Below are 21,061 nucleotides of genomic sequence, written 5' to 3' on the forward strand. Positions count from 1 at the left end.
CAAGATAATATCAGGACTCTCGCCGAGGTGAGAGGGAACGCACCACGAGCCACGTCACCGCGAGCATCGGGGCGAACAACGGCAGCCCCATCACGATCTTCAGCGTGCCGAGCGCGGTCACGTCGCCCGCGAAATACAGCGGGAGCTGCACGACCAGGCGCGCCGCGAACAGCGCCGCCCACGCGAGCGAGAGCCAGGTGTACGCCCGGCGCTTGCGGGGATCGCTGCGCCAACGCGTCCCCTCGCCCAGCAGGTAGCCGGCCGCCAGACCGATGAGCGGCCAGCCGACCAGTGCCGACACCAGGAACGCGGTGCCGTAGGCGCCGTTGGTGAAGAAGCCGAAGACGAAGTTGTCTTGCCCGCGACCCGTCACCAGGGCGAGCACCGCGGCACCCGCCGTCGCGAGCAGGCCGCCGATGGCCGCACTCGGCGGCGATTTGGCGACCAGCCGCGCGAGCGTGAACACGACGGCGAGGCCCACCGAGACGCCGAGGCTCAACCAGAGGTTTCCCTGGCGCGTCTCGGGATCGATCGTGAGCGTGAACAGCACGACGAACGCCAGCGAGGGCAGCACCGACTCGAGGATGCCGCGCACTCCGCCCATCGCCGACCAGACGGCCGCACCGGTCGAACCGTGCTGCGCCGGGTCGAGGCCCGCGCGTCGTGCGGCACTCCCGAGTGCCGCCCCCATGCTCTCGGCCGCGGTGGGCGGCTCCAGAGGAACGCGATCGCCGTCGGGCGCCGGCCGGGTCGGGTCGTCGCTCATGCGGTGCCGGCGGTGCCCGGCATCCGGAGCGGGATCAGATCGCGAGGCGGCATGGGCGAGGTACCGCGCACCACGACGATCGAGCGGAACAGGTCCTCGACCGCGGCGGCGGCCTCGATGTCACTGGTCGCGGCTCCCCCGACGACTCCACGCAGGAACCAGCGCGGGCCGTCGACGCCGACGAAACGGGCAAGACGCTGCGAGGCGACGTCGGCACCCGCCATGACGGGCACCTCGGCGAGCAGCTCGGGGCCGAGCGGGCCCTCGCGCTCCTCGACGCGGCCACCCTGCTGCTTCACCTGCTGACGGATCTGCTCGCGCGTCTCCTCCCACAGACCGCTCGTGCGCGGGGCGGCGAAGGGCTGCACCTGCAGGGTCGAATCGGCGTAGTCGAGGCCGACGGCGACGATGCGCTTGGTCTGCTCCTCGACCTCGAGGCGGAGGTTGAGGCCCTCGCGGGGCAGGATCTTGATGCCACCGAGATCGATGTAGGGGCGCACCGGGTTCGCCTCGGCCTCGTCGAAGGGACCGGCGCTCTCACGGTCGATCGGCGCGCTCTTGGCGGGCGGGGCGAGGTCGGTCGCGGGCTGTTCCCCCTCGGGGGTGTTCTGCGTTTCGTCGTCGGTCATCGGGTGCTCCCTTGCAGGCTCTGGTATCCGCTCGATCCGAAGCCGCCATCGCCGCGCGCGCTGTCGGGAAGTTCGTCGACGGGGACGAAGCGCACGGGCGGGACGGGCAACACGATGAGCTGGGCGATGCGGTCGCCGACCGTGATGTCGTAGGCCTCGTCGAGGTCGGTGTTCAACAGGGCCACCTTGATCTCGCCGCGATAGCCGGCGTCGATCGTGCCGGGCGAGTTGACGATGGTGATCCCGTGCTTGGCGGCGAGGCCGCTGCGGGGCACGACGAACGCCGCATGCCCTTCCGGAAGGGCGATCCGTACGCCCGTCGACACGAGCGCGCGACGACCGGGTTCGAGGCGAACCGCCTCGGCAGCGGTCAAGTCGGCGCCGGCGTCGCCCGGGTGGGCGAAGACCGGGGGCTCGGATGCGACAATGAGGACGTCCACCGTTTCGGTCACCCCACGAGGGTAATGCAGAAGAGGGGGTGCGGCATCCGCACCGCAGCCGAGTATCGCGAGCGTCTGAGTCCGTCCCTGTGGGCGCTCGTCGCCGCCGCCGTGTGCGGCCCCATGGCCGCCGTGGTCTTCTCGCCGCTCGATACGACTCTGGCCCTGTTCATCGGGCTGGTCGTGTCGGTGGCCATCGTGGTGGCGCTGCTCGCCTTCTCGCCGATGGTGGAGGTGCGCGACGGCGAACTGCGAGCCGGTCGTGCGCACATCCCCGTCGCGCTCCTGGGCGAGCCCACCGGCGTCGTGGCCGATGAGGCCCGCACCGCCCGCGGGAGCGGGCTGGACCACCGGGCGTGGCATGTCATCCGGGGTGGGATCGACGGCATCGTGACGGTGCCGGTGACCGATCCCGACGACCCGACCCCGATGTGGGTCGTCTCGACCCGCACGCCGGATCGCCTGGTGGCGGCGATCCAGCGCGCTCAGGTCAGGCTGCGCACTCCAGGCAGATGAAGCCGGGGCCGCTCTCTTCCGCGATCTGCGAGCGGTGCTTCACGAGGAAGCAGCTCATGCAGGTGAACTCGTCCTCCTGAGGGGGAAGGACGACGACATCGAGTTCGATGTCGGAGAGGTCGGCACCGGGCAGTTCGAAGCCCGAGGGGTTGTCGGCATCCTCGTTGTCGATCGACCCCGACGCCTTGTCGGGCACGCGCTCCTTGAGGGCCTCGATCGACTCGCTGTCGTCCTCGGTCTTGCGCGGTGCGTCGTAATCGGTTGCCATGCGTGAAGGTCTCTACTTCCGGATTTCGTGGTGCTCTGCCCCATCGGGTGCCCGATCGGGCGGCCATAGTTTGCATGACCCGTCCTCGATAAGCAAATGCTCGCGGAGGGGTATGCGTGTCGGGCCAGGCGTGAAACTCGCGGCGCGCCCGCGATATTCCCGAAAGCACGCGGTGGGCATGTCAGCATGGGCGCTGACCGCAGAACGGAGGGGTGCTTCGCATGGAACAGCTCAAAGTCATCGGAACCGAGGATGACGTCCTCGTCGTGGCGACCCAGGCCGGCGAACGCTTCGCCCTCGCACTCGACGAGGTGCTGCGCGTGGAAGCGCGCCGCGCGCGCCGCGACCGTGAAGACGACGACCGCGCCCCGCGTCCCAGCCCCCGCGAGATCCAGGCGCACATCCGAGCCGGCATGTCGGCCCGCGAGGTGGCCTCGCTGCTGAACGCGCGCATCGAAGACATCGAGCGCTTCGAGGGTCCGGTGCTCGCCGAGCGCGAGCACGTCGTCAGCCAAGCCCTCGCCGTGCCGGTGCTGCTCGGCGGCACCATCGAGCACGACGCCCCGATCACCTTCGGTGCGGCCGTCCGAGCGAAGCTCTCCGAGGCCAGCGCCTCGGCCGAGCGGTGGACGAGCTGGAAAGAGGGCGCGAGCTGGATGGTCAAGCTCGAGTTCACCGCCAACGGTGTCGACCACGATGCCCGATGGGGATTCGATCCGCGTCGGAGCACGCTCTCGCCCCAGAACGCCGACGCGATCCAGCTCTCCCGCCAGGGGTCGCTGCCCGAGGGGCTCATCCCGCGGCTGCGCGCCCTCGACACCGTGCAGAAAGACGAGTCGCGTTTCGACAGCGGGTCCTTCGGTCTGCGCCGTCTCGACATCGAGGACGAACCGGGAGTGGAGGCCACGGGCCCGGTCGCCCCGGCCGTTCAGGCGGCTGCGATCAAGCGTGCACCCGATGCCCCCGTCACCTCGGCCGAGACCGCCGACCTGCTCGAGGCACTCCGTCGCCGCCGCGGACAGCGCGAGCCGCTGCCCGGGATCGCCGAGACCGAGCCGGAGCCCCGCCCGTCGGGCCCGCCCGTGGCGCTTTTCGACGCCGCCGAGCCGGCTGTCGTCGACGAGCCGACTGCACCGGCGCCCGAGCCGGAACGCCCGCAGGCCGATTCGGCCCGCCGCGCGAAGGGGCGCCCCTCGATGCCCTCGTGGGACGAGATCGTCTTCGGCGCGCGGTCCGACGAGAGCTGACCGCGCGCGTCTGATGGATGCCGGACCTCCGGCATCCATCGGTCTCAGGCGAACGCGCCGAGGCGGAGGAGCGGGACCGTCCGCTCCTCGTCGGTGAGCGAGCCGTGCTGGCCGACCATCCGCTGCGGGCGCTTGTCGGCCTCGCGATCGTCGTAGTACGCGAAACGCCCGCGCGCAGCGATCAACACATCGCCGATGCGAGGACGCACCTCGTCATCGACCGCGCCGAAGAGACCCGCGGAGATCGCCTCCTCACGCGTCATGACCCAGGCGCGACCCGCCTCGCCCTCCTTCCACGCCGCGGCGACGGCGTGCGCGCTGGCGTCCTCGGCGTAGAGATGGAGCATCCGGGGCTCCCCGCCGATGAGGGCGACACCCTCCAGCAGCCGGTCGCCCTCGCGCAGGAGCACGTGCTTGTGTGCCGGCACGTCGACCATGCCGTGATCGGCGGTGACGAGCACGCCGGTGCGCGGATCGACGGCCTCGACCAGTCGGCGGGCGGCGCCGTCGATCCGCTCGAGCGCGTCGGTCCACCGGTCGGACTCCCAGCCGTCGCGGTGCCCGGCGGTGTCGAGCTCGGGGGCGTACAGGTAAGTGAGGGAACCCGGATGACGAGCGGCCAGGTCGGCCGCGATGGCCACTCGTTCATCGAGGTCGTCGGCGGGGAAGAACGCCGCCCCCCGCAGCGTCGCCTCGGTGAAGCCGGTGCCGGTGTACGTGGGCTTGGAGACGACGAACGCACGGTCGGCGAGGGCGGCGAAGAGTGGCTCGTGACGCTGCCAGGAGTGCGGGTCCAGTCCGTCGGTCTCCCACCCGTGCAGCTGGTTGGAGGCGATCAACGTGCCGGGGATCCGCGTGCGGTAGCCGACGATGCCGTGCACCCCGGGGTCCACCCCCGTCAGAAGACTGGTGAGCGCCGCGGCCGTGGTCGAGGGGAACACCGTCCGCGCGACGTCGCGACGACCGCCGGCGGCGGAGAGGAACCGCGCATGACCACGACGCGCGGCGAGGTTGTGCGCGCCGAGACCGTCGACGAGGAAGACGATCACGCTGCGGGCGGGGGCGAACCAATCGGACGCCCCCTCCATCGCTGCGACGGACTGCGTCAGGACACCGGTGAGGCTCCGAGAGCGCGGCGGGTCCGCCGGTAAGCTGAGTGACATCGGAGCAAGTCTTCCACACGGCTCCCGATTCCCGTCCGTCCCGGACGCCCGCCCGACCCGAGGCCCTCCTATGCCCGATTCCCGTTCCTCTTCCGCCGCGACGTCGCCCGTCGTCGAGCGCATCGAAGACGTCGATGTCTCGACCGAGATGCAGGGGTCGTTCCTCGAGTACGCGTACTCGGTCATCTACTCGCGCGCCCTCCCCGACGCCCGAGACGGCCTCAAGCCCGTGCAGCGCCGCATCCTCTACCAGATGGCCGAGATGGGCCTGCGACCCGACCGCGGGCACGTCAAGAGCGCCCGCGTCGTCGGCGAGGTCATGGGAAAGCTCCACCCCCACGGCGATGCGCCGATCTACGACGCCCTCGTGCGCCTCGCGCAGCACTTCACGCTCCGCGTGCCGCTGGTCGACGGTCACGGCAACTTCGGCTCGCTCGACGACGGCCCGGCGGCCTCGCGCTACACCGAGGCTCGCCTCGCTCCCCCTGCCCTGGCGCTCACCGAGAACCTCGACGAAGACGTCGTCGACTTCATCCCGAACTACGACGGGCAGTTCCAGCAGCCCGAAGTGCTGCCGGCGGCGTTCCCCAACCTCCTCGTGAACGGCGCGACGGGCATCGCGGTCGGCATGGCCACCAACATGGCTCCGCACAACCTCGTCGAGGTCGTCGCAGCGGCGACGCATCTGCTCCAGCATCCGGAGGCCACGGTGGAGGAGCTCATGGAGTTCGTCCCCGGCCCCGACCTGCCCACGGGCGGCATCATCGTCGGTCTCGACGGCATCAAGGACGCGTACACGAACGGTCGCGGCACGTTCCGTACGCGCGCGAAGGCAGCGATCGAATCGCTCGGCCCGCGTCGCACCGGCATCGTCATCACGGAGCTGCCCTACCTCGTGGGTGCGGAGCGTGTGATCGAGAAGATCAAAGACGCCGTGCAGGCGAAGAAGCTGGCCGGCATCGCCGACGTCACCGATCTCTCCGACCGTCATCACGGTCTGCGGCTGGTCATCGGCATCAAGACCGGTTTCGACCCCAAAGCCGTCCTCGAGCACCTGTACCGGCTCACCCCGCTCGAAGACTCCTTCGGCATCAACAACGTCGCCCTGGTCGACGGGCAGCCGCAGACCCTGGGCCTGCGCGACCTCCTGCGCGTGTACCTGGATCACCGCGTCCGCGTCGTCACCCGCCGCAGCGAGTACCGCCTGGCGCGCCGCCGCGAGCGGCTGCATCTCGTGGAGGGCCTCCTCATCGCCATCCTCGACATCGACGAGGTCATCCAGGTCATCCGCTCGTCCGACGACGGCGAGCAGGCCCGCACGAAGCTGCAGGAGGTGTTCGACCTCTCGCATCCGCAGGCCGAGTACATCCTCGAGCTGCGACTGCGGCGCCTGACGAAGTTCTCGCGCATCGAGCTCGAAGCCGAGCGCGACCAGTTGAACGCCGAGATCGCGCAACTCGTCGAGTTGCTCGGCAGCGAGACGCTGCTGCGACAGCAGGTGGCCCGAGAACTGGATGCCGCGGCCGAGGCGTACGGCACTCCGCGACGGACCCTGCTGCTCAACGGCGGACCCGTGCAGCCCCGATCGGCCAAGGCCGCCGCCGCCGCGGATCTGCAGATCGCCGATGCCCCCTGCCGTGTCTACCTGTCGGCCACCGGGCGCATGGTGCGGGCCGAGCTCGTCGCCGATGCGCCGGGCGGCGGTGTGGTCGCGCCCACCCGCCGGTCGAAGCACGACGCGATCCGCTCCTCCGTCGACACCACCACGCGCGGTGACATCGGTGCGGTCACCTCGGCGGGGCGCCTCGTGCGCTTCTCCCCCGTCGACCTGCCCTCCGTGCCGGCCAACTCGGTGCAGGTGGCCGCGGGCATGAAGGTCGAGCAGTACCTGGCGCTCGGCAAGGGAGAGACGGTCATCGGCCTCGTTCCCCTGACGGACGGCCCCACCATCGCCCTCGGTACCGAGCAGGGTGTGGTCAAGCGGGTCGCCGCGAGCGAGCTGGGCACGAAGGACGAGATCGAGGTCATCGCGCTGCGCGAGGGGGACCGGGTCATCGGAGCCGCGCCCGCGGGCGACAACGCCGAGTTGGTGTTCGTCGCCGACGACGCGCAGCTGCTCCGTTTCGATGCGTCATCCGTGCGGCCGCAGGGACGCTCGGCTGGGGGGATGGCCGGCATCCGCCTATCGGACGGCGCGCGCGCCATCGCCTTCGCCGTCGTGGGTGCGTCGGCGTTCGACGCCGTCGTGGTGACCGTGGCCGGCTCCTCGGCCGCTCTCGCCGGAACCGACGCCGGCAGTGCGAAGGTCTCGGCCTTCACGGAGTTCCCCGCGAAGGGACGCGCCACCGGCGGAGTCCGCGCACAGCGCCTTCTGCGCGGCGAAGATGCGCTCGTGCTCGCCTGGGTCGGTACCGAACCGCGCGCGGTGGGCACGGACGGTTCGGTGCGAGCGCTGCCCGAGCCGGGAGCAAAGCGTGATGCCTCGGGTCAAGCCCTCGACGCTGCGGTGGCCGCGATCGGCACCGTCGTTCGCTGAGCCCGGCCGTCGGCCGCACCGGCGTGCGCGACGGGGGTGGGCACGCCGGCCGTGTGCGGCGTATCGGGGCGAGGGTGCGCCGCCGGGATCAGACGTCGATGCTCTCGCGCGCCAACCGGTCGCTGGAGTGCACGATGAATTCGCGGCGCGGCGCCACCTCGCTGCCCATCAACAGATCGAACACCTGGGCGGCGCCCTCCATGTCTTGCACGCGAACGCGACGGAGCGTGCGGCCCGCGCGGTCCATGGTGGTGGTCGCGAGCTGGTCGGCATCCATCTCGCCGAGACCCTTGTAGCGCTGGATCGGCTCCTGCCAGCGCTTGTTCGACTTCTTCAAGCGCGCGAGCAGCGTGTGCAGTTCTTTCTCGCTGTACGTGTAGATCGTTTCATTGGGCTTGGAGCCCGGGTTCATCACGATGACGCGATGCAGCGGCGGCACGGCCGCGAAGACCCGCCCGGCCTCGACGAGAGGCCGCATGTAGCGGAAGAACAACGTCAGCAGCAGCGTGCGGATGTGCGCGCCGTCGACGTCGGCGTCGCTCATGAGGATGATCTTGCCGTAGCGGGCGGCGCTGAGATCGAAGGATCGACCCGATCCGGCCCCGATGACCTGGATGATCGAGGCGCACTCCGCATTGGACAGCATGTCGCTGATCGACGCCTTTTGCGTGTTCAGGATCTTGCCGCGGATGGGCAGCAGCGCCTGGTACTCGCTGTTACGCGCATCGCGCGCGGTGCCGAGGGCGGAGTTGCCCTCGACGATGAAGAGCTCGGAGTTCTCGACGTCGTTCGAGCGGCAGTCGACGAGCTTCGACGGCAGCGACGACGACTCGAGTGCGTTCTTGCGACGCTGCGTCTCTTTGTGCGTGCGCGCCGAGATGCGAGCCTTCATTTCGGACACGATCTTCTCGAGCAGCTGCGCCGTCTGCGCTTTGTCGTCGCGCTTGGGCGAGGCGAACCGCTCCGCCAGTTCCTTCTGGACGACGGATGCCACGATCTGGCGCACCGCCGGGGTGCCCAGCACCTCTTTGGTCTGCCCCTCGAACTGCGGCTCGGGCAAGCGCACGGTCAACACGGCGGTGAGACCGGCGAGCAGGTCGTCTTTCTCCACCTTGTCGTTGCCGACCTTCAGCTTCCGGGCGTTCTGCTCCACCTGGGTGCGCAGCACCTTCATCAGACCCAGTTCGAAACCTTGCTGGTGGGTCCCGCCCTTGGGTGTGGCGATGATGTTGACGTAGGAGCGCGAGGTGGTGTCGTAGCCGGTCCCCCAGCGCACCGCGATGTCGACCACGCACTCGCGCTCCACCTCGGTGGGCACCATCGAGCCGCCGGGCTGCAGCACCGGCACGGTCTCGGAGAACGTTCCGGTACCTGTCAGACGCCACGTGTCGGTGACCGCGGCGTCGGGGGCGAGGAACTCGGCGAACTCCGAGATGCCCCCGTCGAAGCGGTAGCTCGTCTCGACACGTTCCTCCGCGCGCTCGTCGAACACCACGAGCTCGAGCCCGGGCACGAGGAACGCCGTCTGACGCACGCGCTGCACGAGTTCGTCGTGGCCGAAGGCGGCGTCTTTCGTGAAGATCTGCCGGTCGGCCCAGTACCGGATGCGCGTGCCCGTGACGCCGCGGGGGGCCTTGCCGACGACCCGCAACTCGCTGCTGCGCTCGAACGGCGTGAAGGGTGCGTCGGGGCCGTCTCCGGCGAAGAGCCCGGGTTCACCGCGGTGGAACGACATCGCGTAGGTCTTGCTGCCGCGGTCGACCTCGACGTCGAGGCGCTCCGACAGGGCGTTCACGACCGACGCGCCGACACCGTGCAGACCACCGGATGCCGCGTACGAGCCGCCACCGAACTTGCCCCCGGCGTGGAGCTTGGTGAAGACCACTTCGACACCGGTCAGACCGGTGCGCGGTTCGACGTCGACGGGGATGCCGCGCGCCCGGTCGCGCACCTCGACACTGCCATCGGCGTGGAGCACGATGTCGATGCGAGTGCCGTGTCCGGCGAGGGCTTCGTCGACGGAGTTGTCGATGATCTCCCAGAGGCAGTGCATGAGACCGCGGGAGTCGGTGGAGCCGATGTACATTCCGGGGCGCTTGCGCACGGCTTCGAGGCCCTCGAGGACCTGCAGGTGGTGGGCGGAGTACTCGGACGTCACAATCTCCCAGCGTAATCGGGGCCGCCGACATCGCCTGGCAGACTCACAGCGAGGTCGGGTCGCCGTACGCGCACAGCGAAATGTGATCAAGGCGCGGCATAGGGGAAACATCCGCGTGGTTGTATATGGAGACTCGCCCACGACCACACGAGGAGGGCACCCGAGATGACCACCACGACCGCACCCGACGCGATTGTTCTCGACCACCGTCTGACGGCGGCGGATCGCTGTGACTCCTGCGGCGCACAGGCATACATCGCCGCAGAGGTCAACGGCAGCGAACTGCTGTTCTGCGCACACCACGGACGCAAGTACGAAGAGAAGCTGCGCAGCATCGCCACGTCGTGGCACGACGAGACCGCGCGTCTGTCGTCCGCCGACTGAGCCCACGCATCAGATCAGGCCCCGGCCGTCTCTCGAGACGCGGATCCGGGGCCTTCTCTGTGTCAGGCGGTCACGCCGTGTAGACGCGAGCGAGCGACGGCGATACGCGCAACGCGATCTCTTCGCCGATGGTGTCGATCATCTCCGCGAGATCGGTGGCGGTGTGCAACGCTCCCCGACCGAAGACGACGATCTGGTCGCCCGTCCGGGCGTCGTCCCACGGCGCCACCACGGTCTCGGTCGCACCGATGACCTCGACCCGCCGGGGACCAGCGGGGGTGGCCACGTCGAAGCGCCCGGACAGGGTGCTGGGCAGGCCGTGAAGGCTGCCCACGTCGAGGTGCACTCCCCCGGGGTCCACGGCGGTCACAGACGCGACCACGGCTGCGACGGGCTCGATGCCGAGCTCGGCTTCTCCGGGGCCTCCGGCAGGACGGATGCCGTACGAGAACGCCCCGACACGCACCAGGTCTTCGCGGAACTCCCCGCGGGCGAAGCCGGCGGCGCTGGCAGCCAGGTGGGAGAACCGCGGTTCGAGGCCCGCAGCGCGAGCCGCGTGGCGTGCGGCGAGGAAGAGCGCGCGGGCGTCGTCGTCGTCGGCATCCGACGCTTCGGAGATGTGGGACCAGATCCCCTCGAAGACCGCCCGATCATCGGCGACGAGAGCGGCCGTCCGGCCCAGAGCGCCCTCCCAGCGCTCGGGACGGATGCCGTTGCGGTGAAGGCCGGTGTCGATCTTGAGGTGCACGCGGGCAGCGCCCCCGGCGAGGGTCGCGAGATCGTCGAGCAGCGCTTCGTCGCCGATGCCGAGGTCGAGGTCGGCGGCCACACCGGCCGCGAGGTCGTCGACTCCGCCGACGAGCCAGACGAAGATGCGGGCGTGCGGACCGACCACCGCGCGCACCGCGGCCCCGGTGGCGACGTCGAATGCGCCGAACCATCTGACGCCCTCCTCCCACGCCCGACGTACGAGCACCTCGAGCCCGTGGGCGTAGGCGTCGTCCTTCACGACGAGCATGTGCGCGGCCGGCGCGACGGCCTCGCGCACGCGGCGGAGGTTGCGTGCGAAGGCGTCGAGATCGACGCGGTAGACGGCGCTCACGCCGTCACCCGGCGGTCGGCCCGTGCCCCCACGGCCGCGACGATCTCGGCCGCGCTCCAGCCCGTGGCATCCATCCACTCCGCGAGGAAGGGGTGGCCGGCGGCCGGGTCGCCGAAGAAGACGACCTCGGCGCCGCGCGGGATCGGGGTGCCGCCGACGTCGACGACGCAGACGTCCATCGCCACGCGCCCGACGATCGGGTGGCGACGCCCCTGGATCGCCACGGAGGCCGCGTTGCCGAGGGAGCGCACGACGCCCTGCGCGTATCCGCCCGTGACGAGCGCGACGGTCGTGTCGGCGTGCGCGCGGTGGGTGTATCCGTACGAGACGCCCTCGCCGCGCAGCAGCGGCTTCGTGCCCAGGGCGCGCCCGCGAAGCGAGAGCACGGGCGTTGCGGCGGAACCCGGGAGGCCGTACAGGACCGCCGCGTCGAGGGCAGCGGCATGCATGCCCAGATCGGCGAGCACGGATGCCACCCATTCGGCGCCGTGGCCCCAGCCGTCGGCGGCCAACACGTCATCATGACCACCCATCGCCCGCTCGGCGTTGCGGCGCAGCGCCGCCTCGGAGACGAGGGCCACCGGTGCCACCGCCCCGGCCCCGGGCGCGCGGGCAGGGAGCGTGGAGGTCACACATCTAGACTAACGGGGTCCGTCGTCCCCGACCCCGGAGCGTGCATGCCTACCCAGGGCTTCTCCCCCGTCACCCGTCTGCGCTACCTCGCCGGACGTGCCCGCCGCATCGACGTGGGCTCGGTGATCGAACGTGCCAAAGAGGCCTCGGCGCAGCACGGCAAGTCGCTGCCGCTCGTCGTCGCCGACATGCTCTTCCAGGCGGGCGTGAAGAACGTCGGGTTCCAGGACTACATCGACTATGACTTCGCGATCCTCACCCCGGCCGAACGCGCGACATACATGACGCACCCGGTGTCGAACCAGATCTCGCAGAAGTACGACCACCCCGACTACCGCGGGATCTTCCAGGACAAGGTCGCCTTCGACCGGCGCTTCAGCGAGTTCCTCCGTCGCGAGTGGATGGTGGTGGACGCCGGCAACGCCGACGAACTGCGCGCGTTCGCCGAGCGTCTGGGCACCGTCGTCACCAAGGAGCCCGTCGGCCAGGCGGGAACCGGCGTGCACCGCTACCACGCGGCCGAGGTCGCGGACTGGGACGCCTTCCACCGTGGTCTGCTCGAGCGCGGCGAGATCCTCGTCGAGGAGGTCATCCGCCAGCACGACGACCTCGCCGCCGTCTGCCCCGGCACCGTCAACACCACGCGCGTCACCGCGTTCTTCGACGGCGAGACGACCCACATCCTCGCGATGGCCCAGAAGTTCGGCCGCGGCGCGGTCAGCGACCAGATGACCTTCGGCGGTTTCTACACGATGCTCGATGACGACGGTCGTGCCCTCGGCGCCGGCTACGACTCGCACGGGCACGTGCACGAGCTGCACCCCGATTCGGGAGTCCGCATCGCCGATTTCCAGCTGCCGCTTATCGACGAGGTGAAGGCGTTCGTCGACCAGGTCGCGCGCGTCGTGCCGCAGGTGCAGTACGTCGGCTGGGACATCGTCGTCGGTCCCGACGGCCCCGTACTCGTCGAGGGCAACTGGGGTGCGGGCGTCTACGAGAACAAGCCGAGCGTGACCGGAATCCGTACCGGGCACAAGCCGCGTTACCGGGCCGCGATCGGTTTCTGACACCGGCTGCCGTGAAGGCCCGCTCCCGTAAGGGGGCGGGCCTTTCGCACGACACGGTGGCTTCGACGGGCTCAGCCGTCGCGGACCGTGAGCGTCGATCACCCCGAGCTCGTCGAAGGGTCCGGCCCCGAGTGGACGCCATCCGGAAACCGCGAAGGCCCGCCCCGTGAACGGAGCGGGCCTTCGTCGGGCTGTGTCAGCCGTGGCGGACGATGCCCAGCGGCGTGGACTCGTGTCCCTGACCGAGAGGGTTGTCTTTCAGGATGGCGACGAGGCGCTTCTCTCCGGCCTTGTCCATCGTCGAACCGAGGATGTTGCCACCCAGGTCGTTGATGTCGACGACCGCGACCTGGAGGTCTCCTCCGAGCAGCGACTTCAGACGAGCAGCCACCTCGCGCGGGCGGTCCGGTCCGAGGACGACGGCCTGGTTGTACGGCGGGATCGTGCCCGAGGTGGGGCCGTCGATCGCGCGGGCCTTGTCACCGGCGATGCGGTAGAAGTCGCCCTTGCGTCCGAGCGCCTTCGTCACGGCCGAGACGGCCGCCGCGATCAGGATGCGGGGCGTCCCGCACTCGCGCAGCGCCATCTCCATCGTCTCGGGCATGCCGAGTCCGATGCCGTACGGCGTGCGGGTGACGTACTTGGACAGGAACAGCGCGAGCTTGCGGGGCTTGATGCTGTCGAGCGTGTACGAGCGTCCCTGCGTGATCGCGACGATCTTCTCGGTGACGAACAGCAGGTCGCCCGGCTGCACGGCAGATTTCGCGTACTCGAGGATGAAGGCGTCGAGGTCGTCGCCCGGCATGACGACCCGGGTGCGGATCGGGATGCGGGCGTACGAGGTGCCCTCGACGGTGCGGGTGAGCGCCTTGCCGGCGTTGGCCTCGCCGCTCATTCGAGGTAGTCCCGGAGCGACTGCGAACGGCTGGGGTGACGCAGCTTCGCCATGGTCTTCGACTCGATCTGGCGGATGCGCTCACGCGTGACACCGAACGTGTCGCCGATCTGGTCGAGGGTCTTGGGCTGACCGTCGCCGAGGCCGAAGCGCATGCGGATCACGCCCGCCTCACGCTCGCTGAGCGAATCGAGCAGCGACTCGAGCTGGCGCTGCAGCATCGTGAAGCCCACCGCGTCGGCGGGAACGACGGCCTCGGTGTCTTCGATGAGGTCACCGAATTCGCTGTCGCCGTCTTCACCGAGGGGCGTGTGCAGGGAGATCGGCTCACGGCCGTACTTCTGCACCTCGATGACCTTCTCGGGGGTCATGTCGAGTTCGCGGCTGAGCTCTTCGGGCGTGGGTTCGCGACCGAGGTCCTGCAGCATCTGACGCTGAACGCGCGCAAGCTTGTTGATGACCTCGACCATGTGCACCGGGATGCGGATGGTGCGGGCCTGGTCGGCCATGGCGCGCGTGATCGCCTGGCGGATCCACCAGGTCGCGTAGGTCGAGAACTTGAAGCCCTTGGTGTAGTCGAACTTCTCGACCGCACGGATCAGGCCCAGGTTGCCCTCCTGGATGAGGTCGAGGAACTGCATGCCGCGACCGGTGTAGCGCTTGGCGAGCGAGACGACCAGGCGCAGGTTGGCACCCAGCAGGTGGCTCTTGGCGCGCTGACCATCGCGGGCGACCCACTGCAGGTCGAGACCGAGCTGGCTCGTCTTCTCGGCCGCCGACATGTTCGACAGCTTCTCTTCGGCGAACAGGCCCGCCTCGATGCGCATGGCGAGCTCGACCTCTTCGGCCGCGTTCAGCAGCGGGACTTTACCGATCTGCTTCAGGTAGTCCTTGACCGGGTCGGCCGTGGCTCCGGTGATCTGCGCCGAGTAGACGGGGACGTCGTCCTCGTCGCTGGAGGAGATGACGATCGCGCCCTGGGGCAGGGCCTCGGCGGGTTTCGCCGGGGCATCGTCGTCATCATCGTCGTCGGACTTCTTCGTGTCGCCCTTGACGGCGTCGTCAGAGTCGTCGGAGTCGTCACTGTCGTCGGTCTCGAGGACGACCTCGGTCTCTTCGTCGACCTCTTCGTCTTCGTCGAGGTCGTCGTCCTTCTTGGCCTTGGTCTTCGCCTTGGCCGGCGCGGCCTTGGCCTTGGCGGGGGCCTTCTTGGCGGGAGCCTTCTTCGCGGTCGTCGTCGTCGACGCCGTCACGGTCTCCTCGGAGTTCTCGAGCTCGGCGTCCTTCGCACTCCGGGAGCGGGTCTTGGTTGTCGTGCCTGCCACGTTTCGCCTTTCACCGGGAACGTACGTTGCACGGCCGCCGGTCGTTCTCGGACACTAGTAAGACCCTTGTCAAGTCCCGATCCGAGGAGCGGGGGCTCCTGGACCGGTTGACAACGGGTCAGGTTCTTTATTGTCTCACATCCTCGGACCGGGACTTGACGCGGACCAGGGATCTATGCGTAGACAACGCGGATGCACCGACGAGCATTCCCGGATGCCGAAGACTCGGCATCCGGGATCCGTTCCACGTCGTCGGTGGTGAGCCGCTGTCGTCGGGTCAACCGAGTTTTCCGCGGCGATCGTCGTCGCCGGGACGTGTCGCGAGGAAGCGCTCCAACTCGGCGGCGAGTTCGTCGGCGCTGGGCAGATCGCCCATGTGGATGATCGGTGTCGCCTGGGTCGAGCCCGCCATATAGGCGTCGTAACGCTCTTCGAGGTTCTCGAGCATGCGCGTGAGTTCGTCGCTGGCCTCGACCTGCTCGGTGACCTTCGTGAGGAACTCGCGGTTCTCTTCGCGCAGCACCTCACCCGAGAACTCCAGGCCGGTCGCCACGGTGAGGCTGTCGAGGGCGGCCAGGGTGGCCGCCGGATACTCGGTGTCGCCCAGGTAGTGGGGAACGAGCAGGGCGAAGCCGACGACCTTGGCTCCGGCCTCGGCGAAGCGGTACTCCAGCAGGTGGCCCGCCGTCGACGGAACCTGCGTGTGGGGGCGCCACACCGAATGGGCTTCGGCGAGATCGGGACGGGTCCCGCTGACCGTCGTTCCGATCGGGCGGGTGTGCGGCACGGGCATGGGGATGGCGTGCACCCACGTCACGGACGACACCTGGAGCCCGGCCGCGAGTTCGAGCACGGACTCGGCGAAGGCCTCCCAGAGGAAGTCGGGCTCGTAGCCGGCCAGCAGAAGGAACGGCCGCCCCGTCGAGTCGTGCGCAAGCGACAGTTCGAGGCGTGCAGGGCGGTAGTCGGTCAGGTGGTCTTCGACGAAGGTGATGAGCGGCCGACGGGCGCGGTAGTCCAGCAGGACGTCGTTGTCGAAGATGACCACGGGGTTGGGCGCGAGGTCGTTGCGGAAGTATTCGACCAACCTCGTCACGGCGCCGCCGGCGTCCGTGAACCCGGTGAGCGAGATCACCAGCGGCAAACCCGACGGCACGGGCGGAGCCGCGGGAGCACGGTCGTACAGCGGTGCGGATGCGGGCATGGGTCCACTTTACGAGCGCTCCCGGTGGGCCGGCGGCGGTGCGTCCCGCTGCTAGCGAACACGCGCGAACCTAGGATGGACACCATGCCCTTCCCCTCTGTGGCGTACACCGACGCCCCCGTTCTCGAGTCCGACGCCGATGCGATCCTCCTGATCGTCCCGACTGTTTCGGAGGGGACACCGGATCCCGACGGATGGGACGGCCTCGGCAGCGCACTGTCCGCCGTCGGCTTCACCGGCGCGACCGGATCCTTCCAACGCGTGCACGTGCCCGGCGTCAGCACGCCGGTGGCGGTCGTGGGTGCCGGCACCGATCCGGGTGAGTCGGCGCTGCGGGATGCCGCGGGGACGGGCGTTCGTCAACTCACCGGTTTCGCCCACGTGGCGGTCCAGGCCCTCGTCGACGCGCCGTGGCGTCCGCTGGCCGAGGGTGCGGCCCTCGGCGGTTATCGCTTCGCCGACTACAAGAAGAAGTCCGCGAAGGCACGCGCAGCGCGCGTCAGTGTCCTCGCGTCCGCAGCGCCGTCCGACGCCGACACCGCGGCCGTCGCCGCCGTGTCGGGCGCCGTGGCGCTTGTGAAAGACCTGGTGACGACGCCCGCCGAGTGGCTCGGACCCGCTGACTTCGCCGACGCCGCCGTCAAAGCCGTCGAAGGACTCCCCGTCGAGGTCGAGGTGCTCGACGAGGTGGCCCTCCGCGAGGGCGGGTACGGCGGGATCCTGGGCGTCGGGCAGGGATCCGACCGGCCGCCCCGCCTCGTGCGGCTGGACTACTCCCCCGCGGGTGCCGAGCGCCACGTCGCGCTGGTCGGCAAGGGCATCACGTTCGACACCGGCGGACTGTCGCTGAAGCCCGCGGCATCCATGGTGGGCATGAAGTACGACATGTGCGGCGCAGCCACCGTTCTCGCGGTGCTGAAAGCCGCAGCCGAGATGCGGCTGCCGGTCAAGGTCAGCGCGTGGCTCTGCATCGCCGACAACATGCCGTCCGGCCGGGCGATCCGCCCCGGAGACGTGCTGCGCACGCTCGACGGCACCACCGTCGAGGTGCTGAACACCGATGCGGAGGGGCGCCTCGTGCTCGCCGACGGTCTGGCCGCGGCCAGCCGGGAGCAGCCCGACCTCATCGTCGATGTGGCCACGCTGACCGGTGCCATCACGGTCGCCCTCGGCAACCGCCACACCGGTGTCATGGGCGACGACGACGCCGTTGCGGAGTATCTCGCTGCGGCGGGTCGCGCCTCGGAGCTGGCGTGGCAGCTGCCGCTGCCCGACCACATGATCGACGACCTCGACTCCCCCATCGCCGATCTGCAGAACGCCAAGATCGGCGACCCGGCGGGCGGCTCGCTCTTCGCCGGCCTCTTCCTGCGGCACTTCGTCGGTCGTGTCTCCGAGGACGCCGACGCCGCGCGCATCCCCTGGGTGCACCTCGACATCGCCGGTGTGGGCATGAACAAGTCGGCGCCGTTCGGGTTCACCGACAAGGGTGTGACCGGCGCGACGGTCCGATCGCTCGTCGAGATGCTCTCCGCGGAGGCTGCACGATGACCGATCAAACGGCCGACGTCGTCGTGCTCGGCGGCGGAAGCGGAGGGTACGCCGCCGCGATCCGTCTCGCCGAGCTCGGAAAAGACGTCGTGCTCGTCGAGAAGGACAAACTCGGCGGTACGTGCCTGCACCGCGGCTGCATCCCCACGAAGGCCCTGCTGCACGCGGGCGAGGTGGCCGACGCCGCCCGGGGCGCTGCCGACATCGGCATCGACGTCACCCTCGGGGGGATCGACCCCGTCCGAGTGCGTGCGTACCGCGAGGGCATCGTCGCCAAGAAGTTCAAGGGTCTCGAGGGTCTCATCTCGGCACGAGGGATCCGCGTCGTGTCCGGTGAGGGCACGCTCGAGGCCGGCCCCGCCGTCCGCGTCGGCGACGACCTGTACCGCGGCACCGACGTCATCCTCGCGACCGGCTCGTACAGCCGGAGTCTGCCCGGACTCGAGATCGGCGGCCGCGTCCTCACGAGCGAGCAGGCGCTGGATCTCGACGTCATCCCCGAGCGCGTCGTGGTACTGGGCGGCGGGGTCATCGGTGTCGAGTTCGCGAGCGTGTGGCGCTCGTTCGGCGTCGAGGTCACGATCGTCGAGGCGCTGCCGCACCTGCTGCCCGCCGAGGACCTGTCGTCGAGCAAGGCGCTGGAGCGCGCGTTCCGCAAGCGCGGGATCTCGTTCCAGCTCGGTCGGCGTTTCGCCTCGCTCTCGCAGACCGCGGATGCCGCGACCGTCACCCTCGACGACGGATCTGAGCTCGTGGCCGACTACGTCCTCGTCGCCGTCGGGCGTGGGCCCGTCACGGCAGGCCTCGGCTACGAGGATGCGGGAGTCGTGCTGGACCGGGGCTTCGTGCAGACCGACGACCGTCTGCGCACGGCGTCCGCGCACGTCTGGGCCGTGGGCGACATCGTGCCCGGACTGCAACTCGCGCACCGCGGGTTCCAACAGGGCATCTTCGTCGCCGAGGAGATCGCGGGCCTGTCGCCCGTGCTCGTGCCCGACATGGACGTCCCCCGCGTCGCCTATTCGCACCCCGAGGTGGCCTCCGTCGGGCTCACCGAAGCGCAGGCCCAGGATCGTTATGGATCCGAGGCCGTGAAAGCCTACGAGTACAACCTGGCCGGTAACGGCCGCAGCGAGATCATCGGCACGTCGGGCATCGTCAAGATCGTTCGACGGGTCGACGGCCCCGTCGTCGGGGCGCACCTCGTGGGCGATCGGGTGGGCGAGCTCATCTCCGAGGCGCAGCTCGCCGTCGGGTGGGAAGCGCACCCGGAAGACATCGCGCCGTTCGTCCATGCCCACCCCACCCAGAGCGAAGCGCTGGGCGAGGCCTTCCTGGCCCTCGCCGGCAAGCCCCTGCACGCACTCTGACCACAAACCGGTCACTAAGCTAGATACCGCATCCGGTACGAAGGAGAACTATTCATGAGCACTTCCGTCGTCCTCCCCGCTCTCGGCGAGAGCGTCACCGAGGGAACGGTCACCCGCTGGCTCAAGCAGGTCGGTGACACCGTCCAGGAGGACGAGGGTCTGCTGGAGATCTCGACCGACAAGGTCGACACCGAGATCCCCTCGCCCATCTCGGGCGTGATCGAAGAGATCCTCGTCCAGGAAGACGAGACCGTCGAGGTCGGCGCCGTCCTCGCCAAGATCGGTGACGGCTCGGGCGCATCGTCGTCCGATGACGCCCCGCAGGCCGCTCCGGTCGAAGAAGAGTCGGCTCCCGCCGAGGAAGCCGCGCCCGCCGAGTCCGCGCCGGCCGCGCAGTCGGCGCCGGCCGAGCAGTCGGCTCCGGATGCCGGTGGCGACTCGACCGAGGTCAAGCTGCCCGAACTCGGTGAGAGTGTGACCGAGGGCACGGTGACCCGCTGGCTGAAGGCCGTCGGAGACGACGTCGCCGTTGACGAGCCGCTGCTCGAGATCTCGACCGACAAGGTCGACACCGAGATCCCCTCGCCCGTCGCGGGCACGCTGCAGGAGATCCTCGTGCAGGAAGACGAGACGGTCAACGTCGGTGCCGCCCTCGCCCGTATCGGCAGCGGCGCGGCCCCCGCCGCTCAGCCCGAGGCCCCTGCCGCCCCGGCCGCCGAAGAGAAGCCTGCCGAGCAGCCTGCCCCCGCTGCGGAGAAGCCCGCACCTGCGGAAGAGAAGCCCGCCGCCCCGGCCCCGGCCGCAGAAGAGAAGCCCGCGGCCCCGGCCCCTGTCGCGGAAGAGAAGCCCGCCGCCCCGGCTGCGGCCGCGTCGTCGAACGACGACATCACCTACGTCACGCCCCTCGTGCGCCGTCTGGCGCAGCAGCAGGGCGTCGACCTGGCCTCTGTCACGGGCAGTGGCGTGGGCGGCCGCATCCGCAAGGAAGACGTGCTTAAGGCCGCCGAGGCTGCCAAGGCCGCACCGGCCGCGTCGTCCGCCCCCGCGGCTGCCGCGCCCGCCGCCGCCCCGGCGCCGGTGGAGGTCTCGCCGCTGCGCGGCACGACCCAGAAGATGTCGCGTCTGCGCAAGGTCATCGCCGAGCGCGCGGTCGCATCGATGCAGGCGACGGCGCAGCTGACGACGGTCGTCGAGGTCGACGTGACGAAGGTCGCGGCTCTGCGCGACCGCATGAAAGGCGAGTTCCAGCAGAAGACGGGCGACAAGCTGTCGTTCCTGCCGTTCTTCGCGATTGCGGCCATCGAGGCGCTCAAGTCGTACCCCATCATCAACTCCACGGTCGAGGGCGACGAGATCGTCTACCCCGCCCAGGAGAACGTCGCGATCGCGGTCGACACCGAGCGCGGTCTGCTGACGCCGGTCATCAAGGAGGCGGGCGACAAGAACATCGCGCAGCTCGCTCGTGAGATCGCCGATCTCGCCGCGCGCACGCGCGACAACAAGCTCAAGCCCGACGAGCTCGCGGGCGGCACGTTCACGCTGACCAATACCGGTTCGCGCGGCGCGCTCTTCGACACCCCGATCGTCTTCCTGCCGCAGTCGGCCATCCTCGGCCTCGGTGCCGTCGTGAAGAAGCCGGGTGTCGTGTCGGTCGACGGCAAGGACGCGATCTCGGTGCGCTCGTACGTCTACCTCGCACTGTCGTACGACCACCGCACGATCGACGGAGCGGACGCTGCCCGCTTCCTCGGTGCGGTCAAGGCACGCCTCGAAGCGGCGCAGTTCGAGGGCGACCTCGGCATCTGAC

19 protein-coding genes are annotated in these 21,061 nt (G+C 69.7%); 8 read left to right on the plus strand and 11 right to left on the minus strand.

Going from position 1 to position 21,061, the window contains the following annotated elements; genetic code table 11:
- Positions 1 to 10: 10 nt before the first annotated feature.
- From FHS07_RS09670 to dut, 3 genes are read right to left on the minus strand one after another with little or no spacing between them, the layout of a single operon-like run.
- Positions 11 to 766 (minus strand): DUF3159 domain-containing protein, encoded by a 756-nt coding sequence (locus FHS07_RS09670; RefSeq protein ID WP_183419712.1) that lies wholly within the window; start codon positions 764 to 766, stop codon positions 11 to 13.
- Positions 763 to 1,395, minus strand: a complete 633-nt coding sequence (locus tag FHS07_RS09675) for a DUF3710 domain-containing protein (protein ID WP_221189373.1) — start codon at positions 1,393 to 1,395, stop codon at positions 763 to 765. The genes FHS07_RS09670 and FHS07_RS09675 overlap by 4 nt, the downstream gene beginning before the upstream one ends.
- The gene (gene dut / locus FHS07_RS09680; protein WP_183419713.1) at positions 1,392 to 1,847 is read right to left on the minus strand and encodes a dUTP diphosphatase; all 456 of its coding nucleotides are present in this window, start codon (positions 1,845 to 1,847) and stop codon (positions 1,392 to 1,394) included. Before dut ends, FHS07_RS09675 begins: the two co-directional genes overlap by 4 nt.
- A gap of 12 nt (positions 1,848 to 1,859) precedes the next feature.
- Here dut and FHS07_RS09685 point away from each other — a divergent pair, with 12 nt between their 5' ends.
- A complete protein-coding gene (locus FHS07_RS09685) occupies positions 1,860 to 2,351 on the plus strand; it encodes a DUF3093 domain-containing protein (protein ID WP_183419714.1) in 492 nt (163 codons plus the stop codon).
- On the opposite strand, the gene FHS07_RS09690 is transcribed toward FHS07_RS09685, so the two are convergent.
- Positions 2,326 to 2,619 (minus strand): DUF4193 domain-containing protein, encoded by a 294-nt coding sequence (locus tag FHS07_RS09690; RefSeq protein ID WP_055954659.1) that lies wholly within the window; start codon positions 2,617 to 2,619, stop codon positions 2,326 to 2,328. The two genes, FHS07_RS09685 and FHS07_RS09690, sit on opposite strands and share 26 nt — an antisense overlap.
- 221 nt (positions 2,620 to 2,840) lie before the next feature.
- Here FHS07_RS09690 and sepH point away from each other — a divergent pair, with 221 nt between their 5' ends.
- A complete protein-coding gene (gene sepH / locus FHS07_RS09695; protein ID WP_183419715.1) occupies positions 2,841 to 3,866 on the plus strand; it encodes a septation protein SepH in 1,026 nt (341 codons plus the stop codon).
- Between the two features lie 44 nt (positions 3,867 to 3,910).
- Here sepH and FHS07_RS09700 read toward each other — a convergent pair whose 3' ends face one another.
- Positions 3,911 to 5,029 (minus strand): alkaline phosphatase family protein, encoded by a 1,119-nt coding sequence (locus tag FHS07_RS09700; protein ID WP_183419716.1) that lies wholly within the window; start codon positions 5,027 to 5,029, stop codon positions 3,911 to 3,913.
- 70 nt (positions 5,030 to 5,099) lie between these two features.
- Here FHS07_RS09700 and FHS07_RS09705 point away from each other — a divergent pair, with 70 nt between their 5' ends.
- Positions 5,100 to 7,565 (plus strand): DNA gyrase/topoisomerase IV subunit A, encoded by a 2,466-nt coding sequence (locus FHS07_RS09705; RefSeq protein ID WP_183419717.1) that lies wholly within the window; start codon positions 5,100 to 5,102, stop codon positions 7,563 to 7,565.
- Positions 7,566 to 7,653: 88 nt separating this feature from the next.
- Here the strand turns inward: FHS07_RS09705 and FHS07_RS09710 are convergent, their stop codons facing one another.
- Positions 7,654 to 9,726, minus strand: coding sequence for a DNA topoisomerase IV subunit B (locus FHS07_RS09710; protein WP_183420150.1), 2,073 nt, complete (start codon positions 9,724 to 9,726; stop codon positions 7,654 to 7,656).
- 162 nt (positions 9,727 to 9,888) lie between these two features.
- On the opposite strand from FHS07_RS09710, the gene FHS07_RS09715 reads away from it, so the two are divergent.
- Positions 9,889 to 10,107: a DUF7455 domain-containing protein gene (locus FHS07_RS09715; protein ID WP_055954644.1), complete on the plus strand. Its 219-nt coding sequence runs from the start codon at positions 9,889 to 9,891 to the stop codon at positions 10,105 to 10,107.
- Positions 10,108 to 10,177: 70 nt separating this feature from the next.
- Here FHS07_RS09715 and FHS07_RS09720 read toward each other — a convergent pair whose 3' ends face one another.
- The gene (locus tag FHS07_RS09720) at positions 10,178 to 11,209 is read right to left on the minus strand and encodes an alanine racemase (protein ID WP_183419718.1); all 1,032 of its coding nucleotides are present in this window, start codon (positions 11,207 to 11,209) and stop codon (positions 10,178 to 10,180) included.
- Positions 11,206 to 11,841, minus strand: coding sequence for an alanine racemase C-terminal domain-containing protein (locus tag FHS07_RS09725; protein ID WP_183419719.1), 636 nt, complete (start codon positions 11,839 to 11,841; stop codon positions 11,206 to 11,208). The genes FHS07_RS09720 and FHS07_RS09725 overlap by 4 nt, the downstream gene beginning before the upstream one ends.
- A 45-nt stretch (positions 11,842 to 11,886) precedes the next feature.
- Here FHS07_RS09725 and FHS07_RS09730 point away from each other — a divergent pair, with 45 nt between their 5' ends.
- Positions 11,887 to 12,909 carry a sugar-transfer associated ATP-grasp domain-containing protein gene (locus FHS07_RS09730; protein WP_183419720.1) on the plus strand — a complete coding sequence of 341 codons (1,023 nt, stop codon included), beginning with the start codon at positions 11,887 to 11,889 and terminating at the stop codon, positions 12,907 to 12,909.
- A 196-nt stretch (positions 12,910 to 13,105) separates the two neighbouring features.
- Here the strand turns inward: FHS07_RS09730 and FHS07_RS09735 are convergent, their stop codons facing one another.
- From FHS07_RS09735 to FHS07_RS09745, 3 genes are all read right to left on the minus strand, one after another.
- On the minus strand, positions 13,106 to 13,804 hold the full coding sequence (locus tag FHS07_RS09735) for a coenzyme F420-0:L-glutamate ligase (RefSeq protein ID WP_183419721.1): 699 nt from the start codon (positions 13,802 to 13,804) through the stop codon (positions 13,106 to 13,108).
- Positions 13,801 to 15,129 carry an RNA polymerase sigma factor gene (locus FHS07_RS09740; protein WP_183419722.1) on the minus strand — a complete coding sequence of 443 codons (1,329 nt, stop codon included), beginning with the start codon at positions 15,127 to 15,129 and terminating at the stop codon, positions 13,801 to 13,803. The genes FHS07_RS09735 and FHS07_RS09740 overlap by 4 nt, the downstream gene beginning before the upstream one ends.
- Before the next feature lie 277 nt (positions 15,130 to 15,406).
- Positions 15,407 to 16,333: a proteasome assembly chaperone family protein gene (locus tag FHS07_RS09745; protein WP_183419723.1), complete on the minus strand. Its 927-nt coding sequence runs from the start codon at positions 16,331 to 16,333 to the stop codon at positions 15,407 to 15,409.
- Between the two features lie 84 nt (positions 16,334 to 16,417).
- Between FHS07_RS09745 and FHS07_RS09750 the strand changes: the two genes are divergently transcribed.
- Genes FHS07_RS09750 through sucB form a run of 3 tightly spaced genes read left to right on the plus strand, consistent with a single transcriptional unit; the run spans position 16,418 to position 21,060 of the window.
- On the plus strand, positions 16,418 to 17,884 hold the full coding sequence (locus tag FHS07_RS09750; RefSeq protein ID WP_183419724.1) for a leucyl aminopeptidase: 1,467 nt from the start codon (positions 16,418 to 16,420) through the stop codon (positions 17,882 to 17,884).
- Entirely contained in the window at positions 17,881 to 19,254 is a 1,374-nt protein-coding gene (gene lpdA, locus FHS07_RS09755) for a dihydrolipoyl dehydrogenase (RefSeq protein WP_183419725.1), read from the plus strand. The genes FHS07_RS09750 and lpdA overlap by 4 nt, the downstream gene beginning before the upstream one ends.
- 54 nt (positions 19,255 to 19,308) lie before the next feature.
- Positions 19,309 to 21,060: a 2-oxoglutarate dehydrogenase, E2 component, dihydrolipoamide succinyltransferase gene (sucB, locus tag FHS07_RS09760; protein ID WP_183419726.1), complete on the plus strand. Its 1,752-nt coding sequence runs from the start codon at positions 19,309 to 19,311 to the stop codon at positions 21,058 to 21,060.
- The last annotated feature ends 1 nt before the right edge of the window (position 21,061 follow it).

The sequence above is a fragment of the Microbacterium proteolyticum genome (assembly GCF_014192415.1).
Classification (GTDB): domain Bacteria; phylum Actinomycetota; class Actinomycetes; order Actinomycetales; family Microbacteriaceae; genus Microbacterium; species Microbacterium proteolyticum.

What these genes read in the sequence shown, in the direction of transcription:
- FHS07_RS09670 (WP_183419712.1), bottom strand. Translation starts at nt 766, where the DNA reads ATGAGCGACGACCCGACCCGGCCGGCGCCCGACGGCGATCGCGTTCCT.
- FHS07_RS09675 (WP_221189373.1), bottom strand. Translation starts at nt 1,395, where the DNA reads ATGACCGACGACGAAACGCAGAACACCCCCGAGGGGGAACAGCCCGCG.
- FHS07_RS09685 (WP_183419714.1), top strand. Translation starts at nt 1,860, where the DNA reads ATGCAGAAGAGGGGGTGCGGCATCCGCACCGCAGCCGAGTATCGCGAG.
- FHS07_RS09690 (WP_055954659.1), bottom strand. Translation starts at nt 2,619, where the DNA reads ATGGCAACCGATTACGACGCACCGCGCAAGACCGAGGACGACAGCGAG.
- sepH (WP_183419715.1), top strand. Translation starts at nt 2,841, where the DNA reads ATGGAACAGCTCAAAGTCATCGGAACCGAGGATGACGTCCTCGTCGTG.
- FHS07_RS09700 (WP_183419716.1), bottom strand. Translation starts at nt 5,029, where the DNA reads ATGTCACTCAGCTTACCGGCGGACCCGCCGCGCTCTCGGAGCCTCACC.
- FHS07_RS09705 (WP_183419717.1), top strand. Translation starts at nt 5,100, where the DNA reads ATGCCCGATTCCCGTTCCTCTTCCGCCGCGACGTCGCCCGTCGTCGAG.
- FHS07_RS09715 (WP_055954644.1), top strand. Translation starts at nt 9,889, where the DNA reads ATGACCACCACGACCGCACCCGACGCGATTGTTCTCGACCACCGTCTG.
- FHS07_RS09730 (WP_183419720.1), top strand. Translation starts at nt 11,887, where the DNA reads ATGCCTACCCAGGGCTTCTCCCCCGTCACCCGTCTGCGCTACCTCGCC.
- FHS07_RS09735 (WP_183419721.1), bottom strand. Translation starts at nt 13,804, where the DNA reads ATGAGCGGCGAGGCCAACGCCGGCAAGGCGCTCACCCGCACCGTCGAG.
- FHS07_RS09745 (WP_183419723.1), bottom strand. Translation starts at nt 16,333, where the DNA reads ATGCCCGCATCCGCACCGCTGTACGACCGTGCTCCCGCGGCTCCGCCC.
- FHS07_RS09750 (WP_183419724.1), top strand. Translation starts at nt 16,418, where the DNA reads ATGCCCTTCCCCTCTGTGGCGTACACCGACGCCCCCGTTCTCGAGTCC.
- lpdA (WP_183419725.1), top strand. Translation starts at nt 17,881, where the DNA reads ATGACCGATCAAACGGCCGACGTCGTCGTGCTCGGCGGCGGAAGCGGA.
- sucB (WP_183419726.1), top strand. Translation starts at nt 19,309, where the DNA reads ATGAGCACTTCCGTCGTCCTCCCCGCTCTCGGCGAGAGCGTCACCGAG.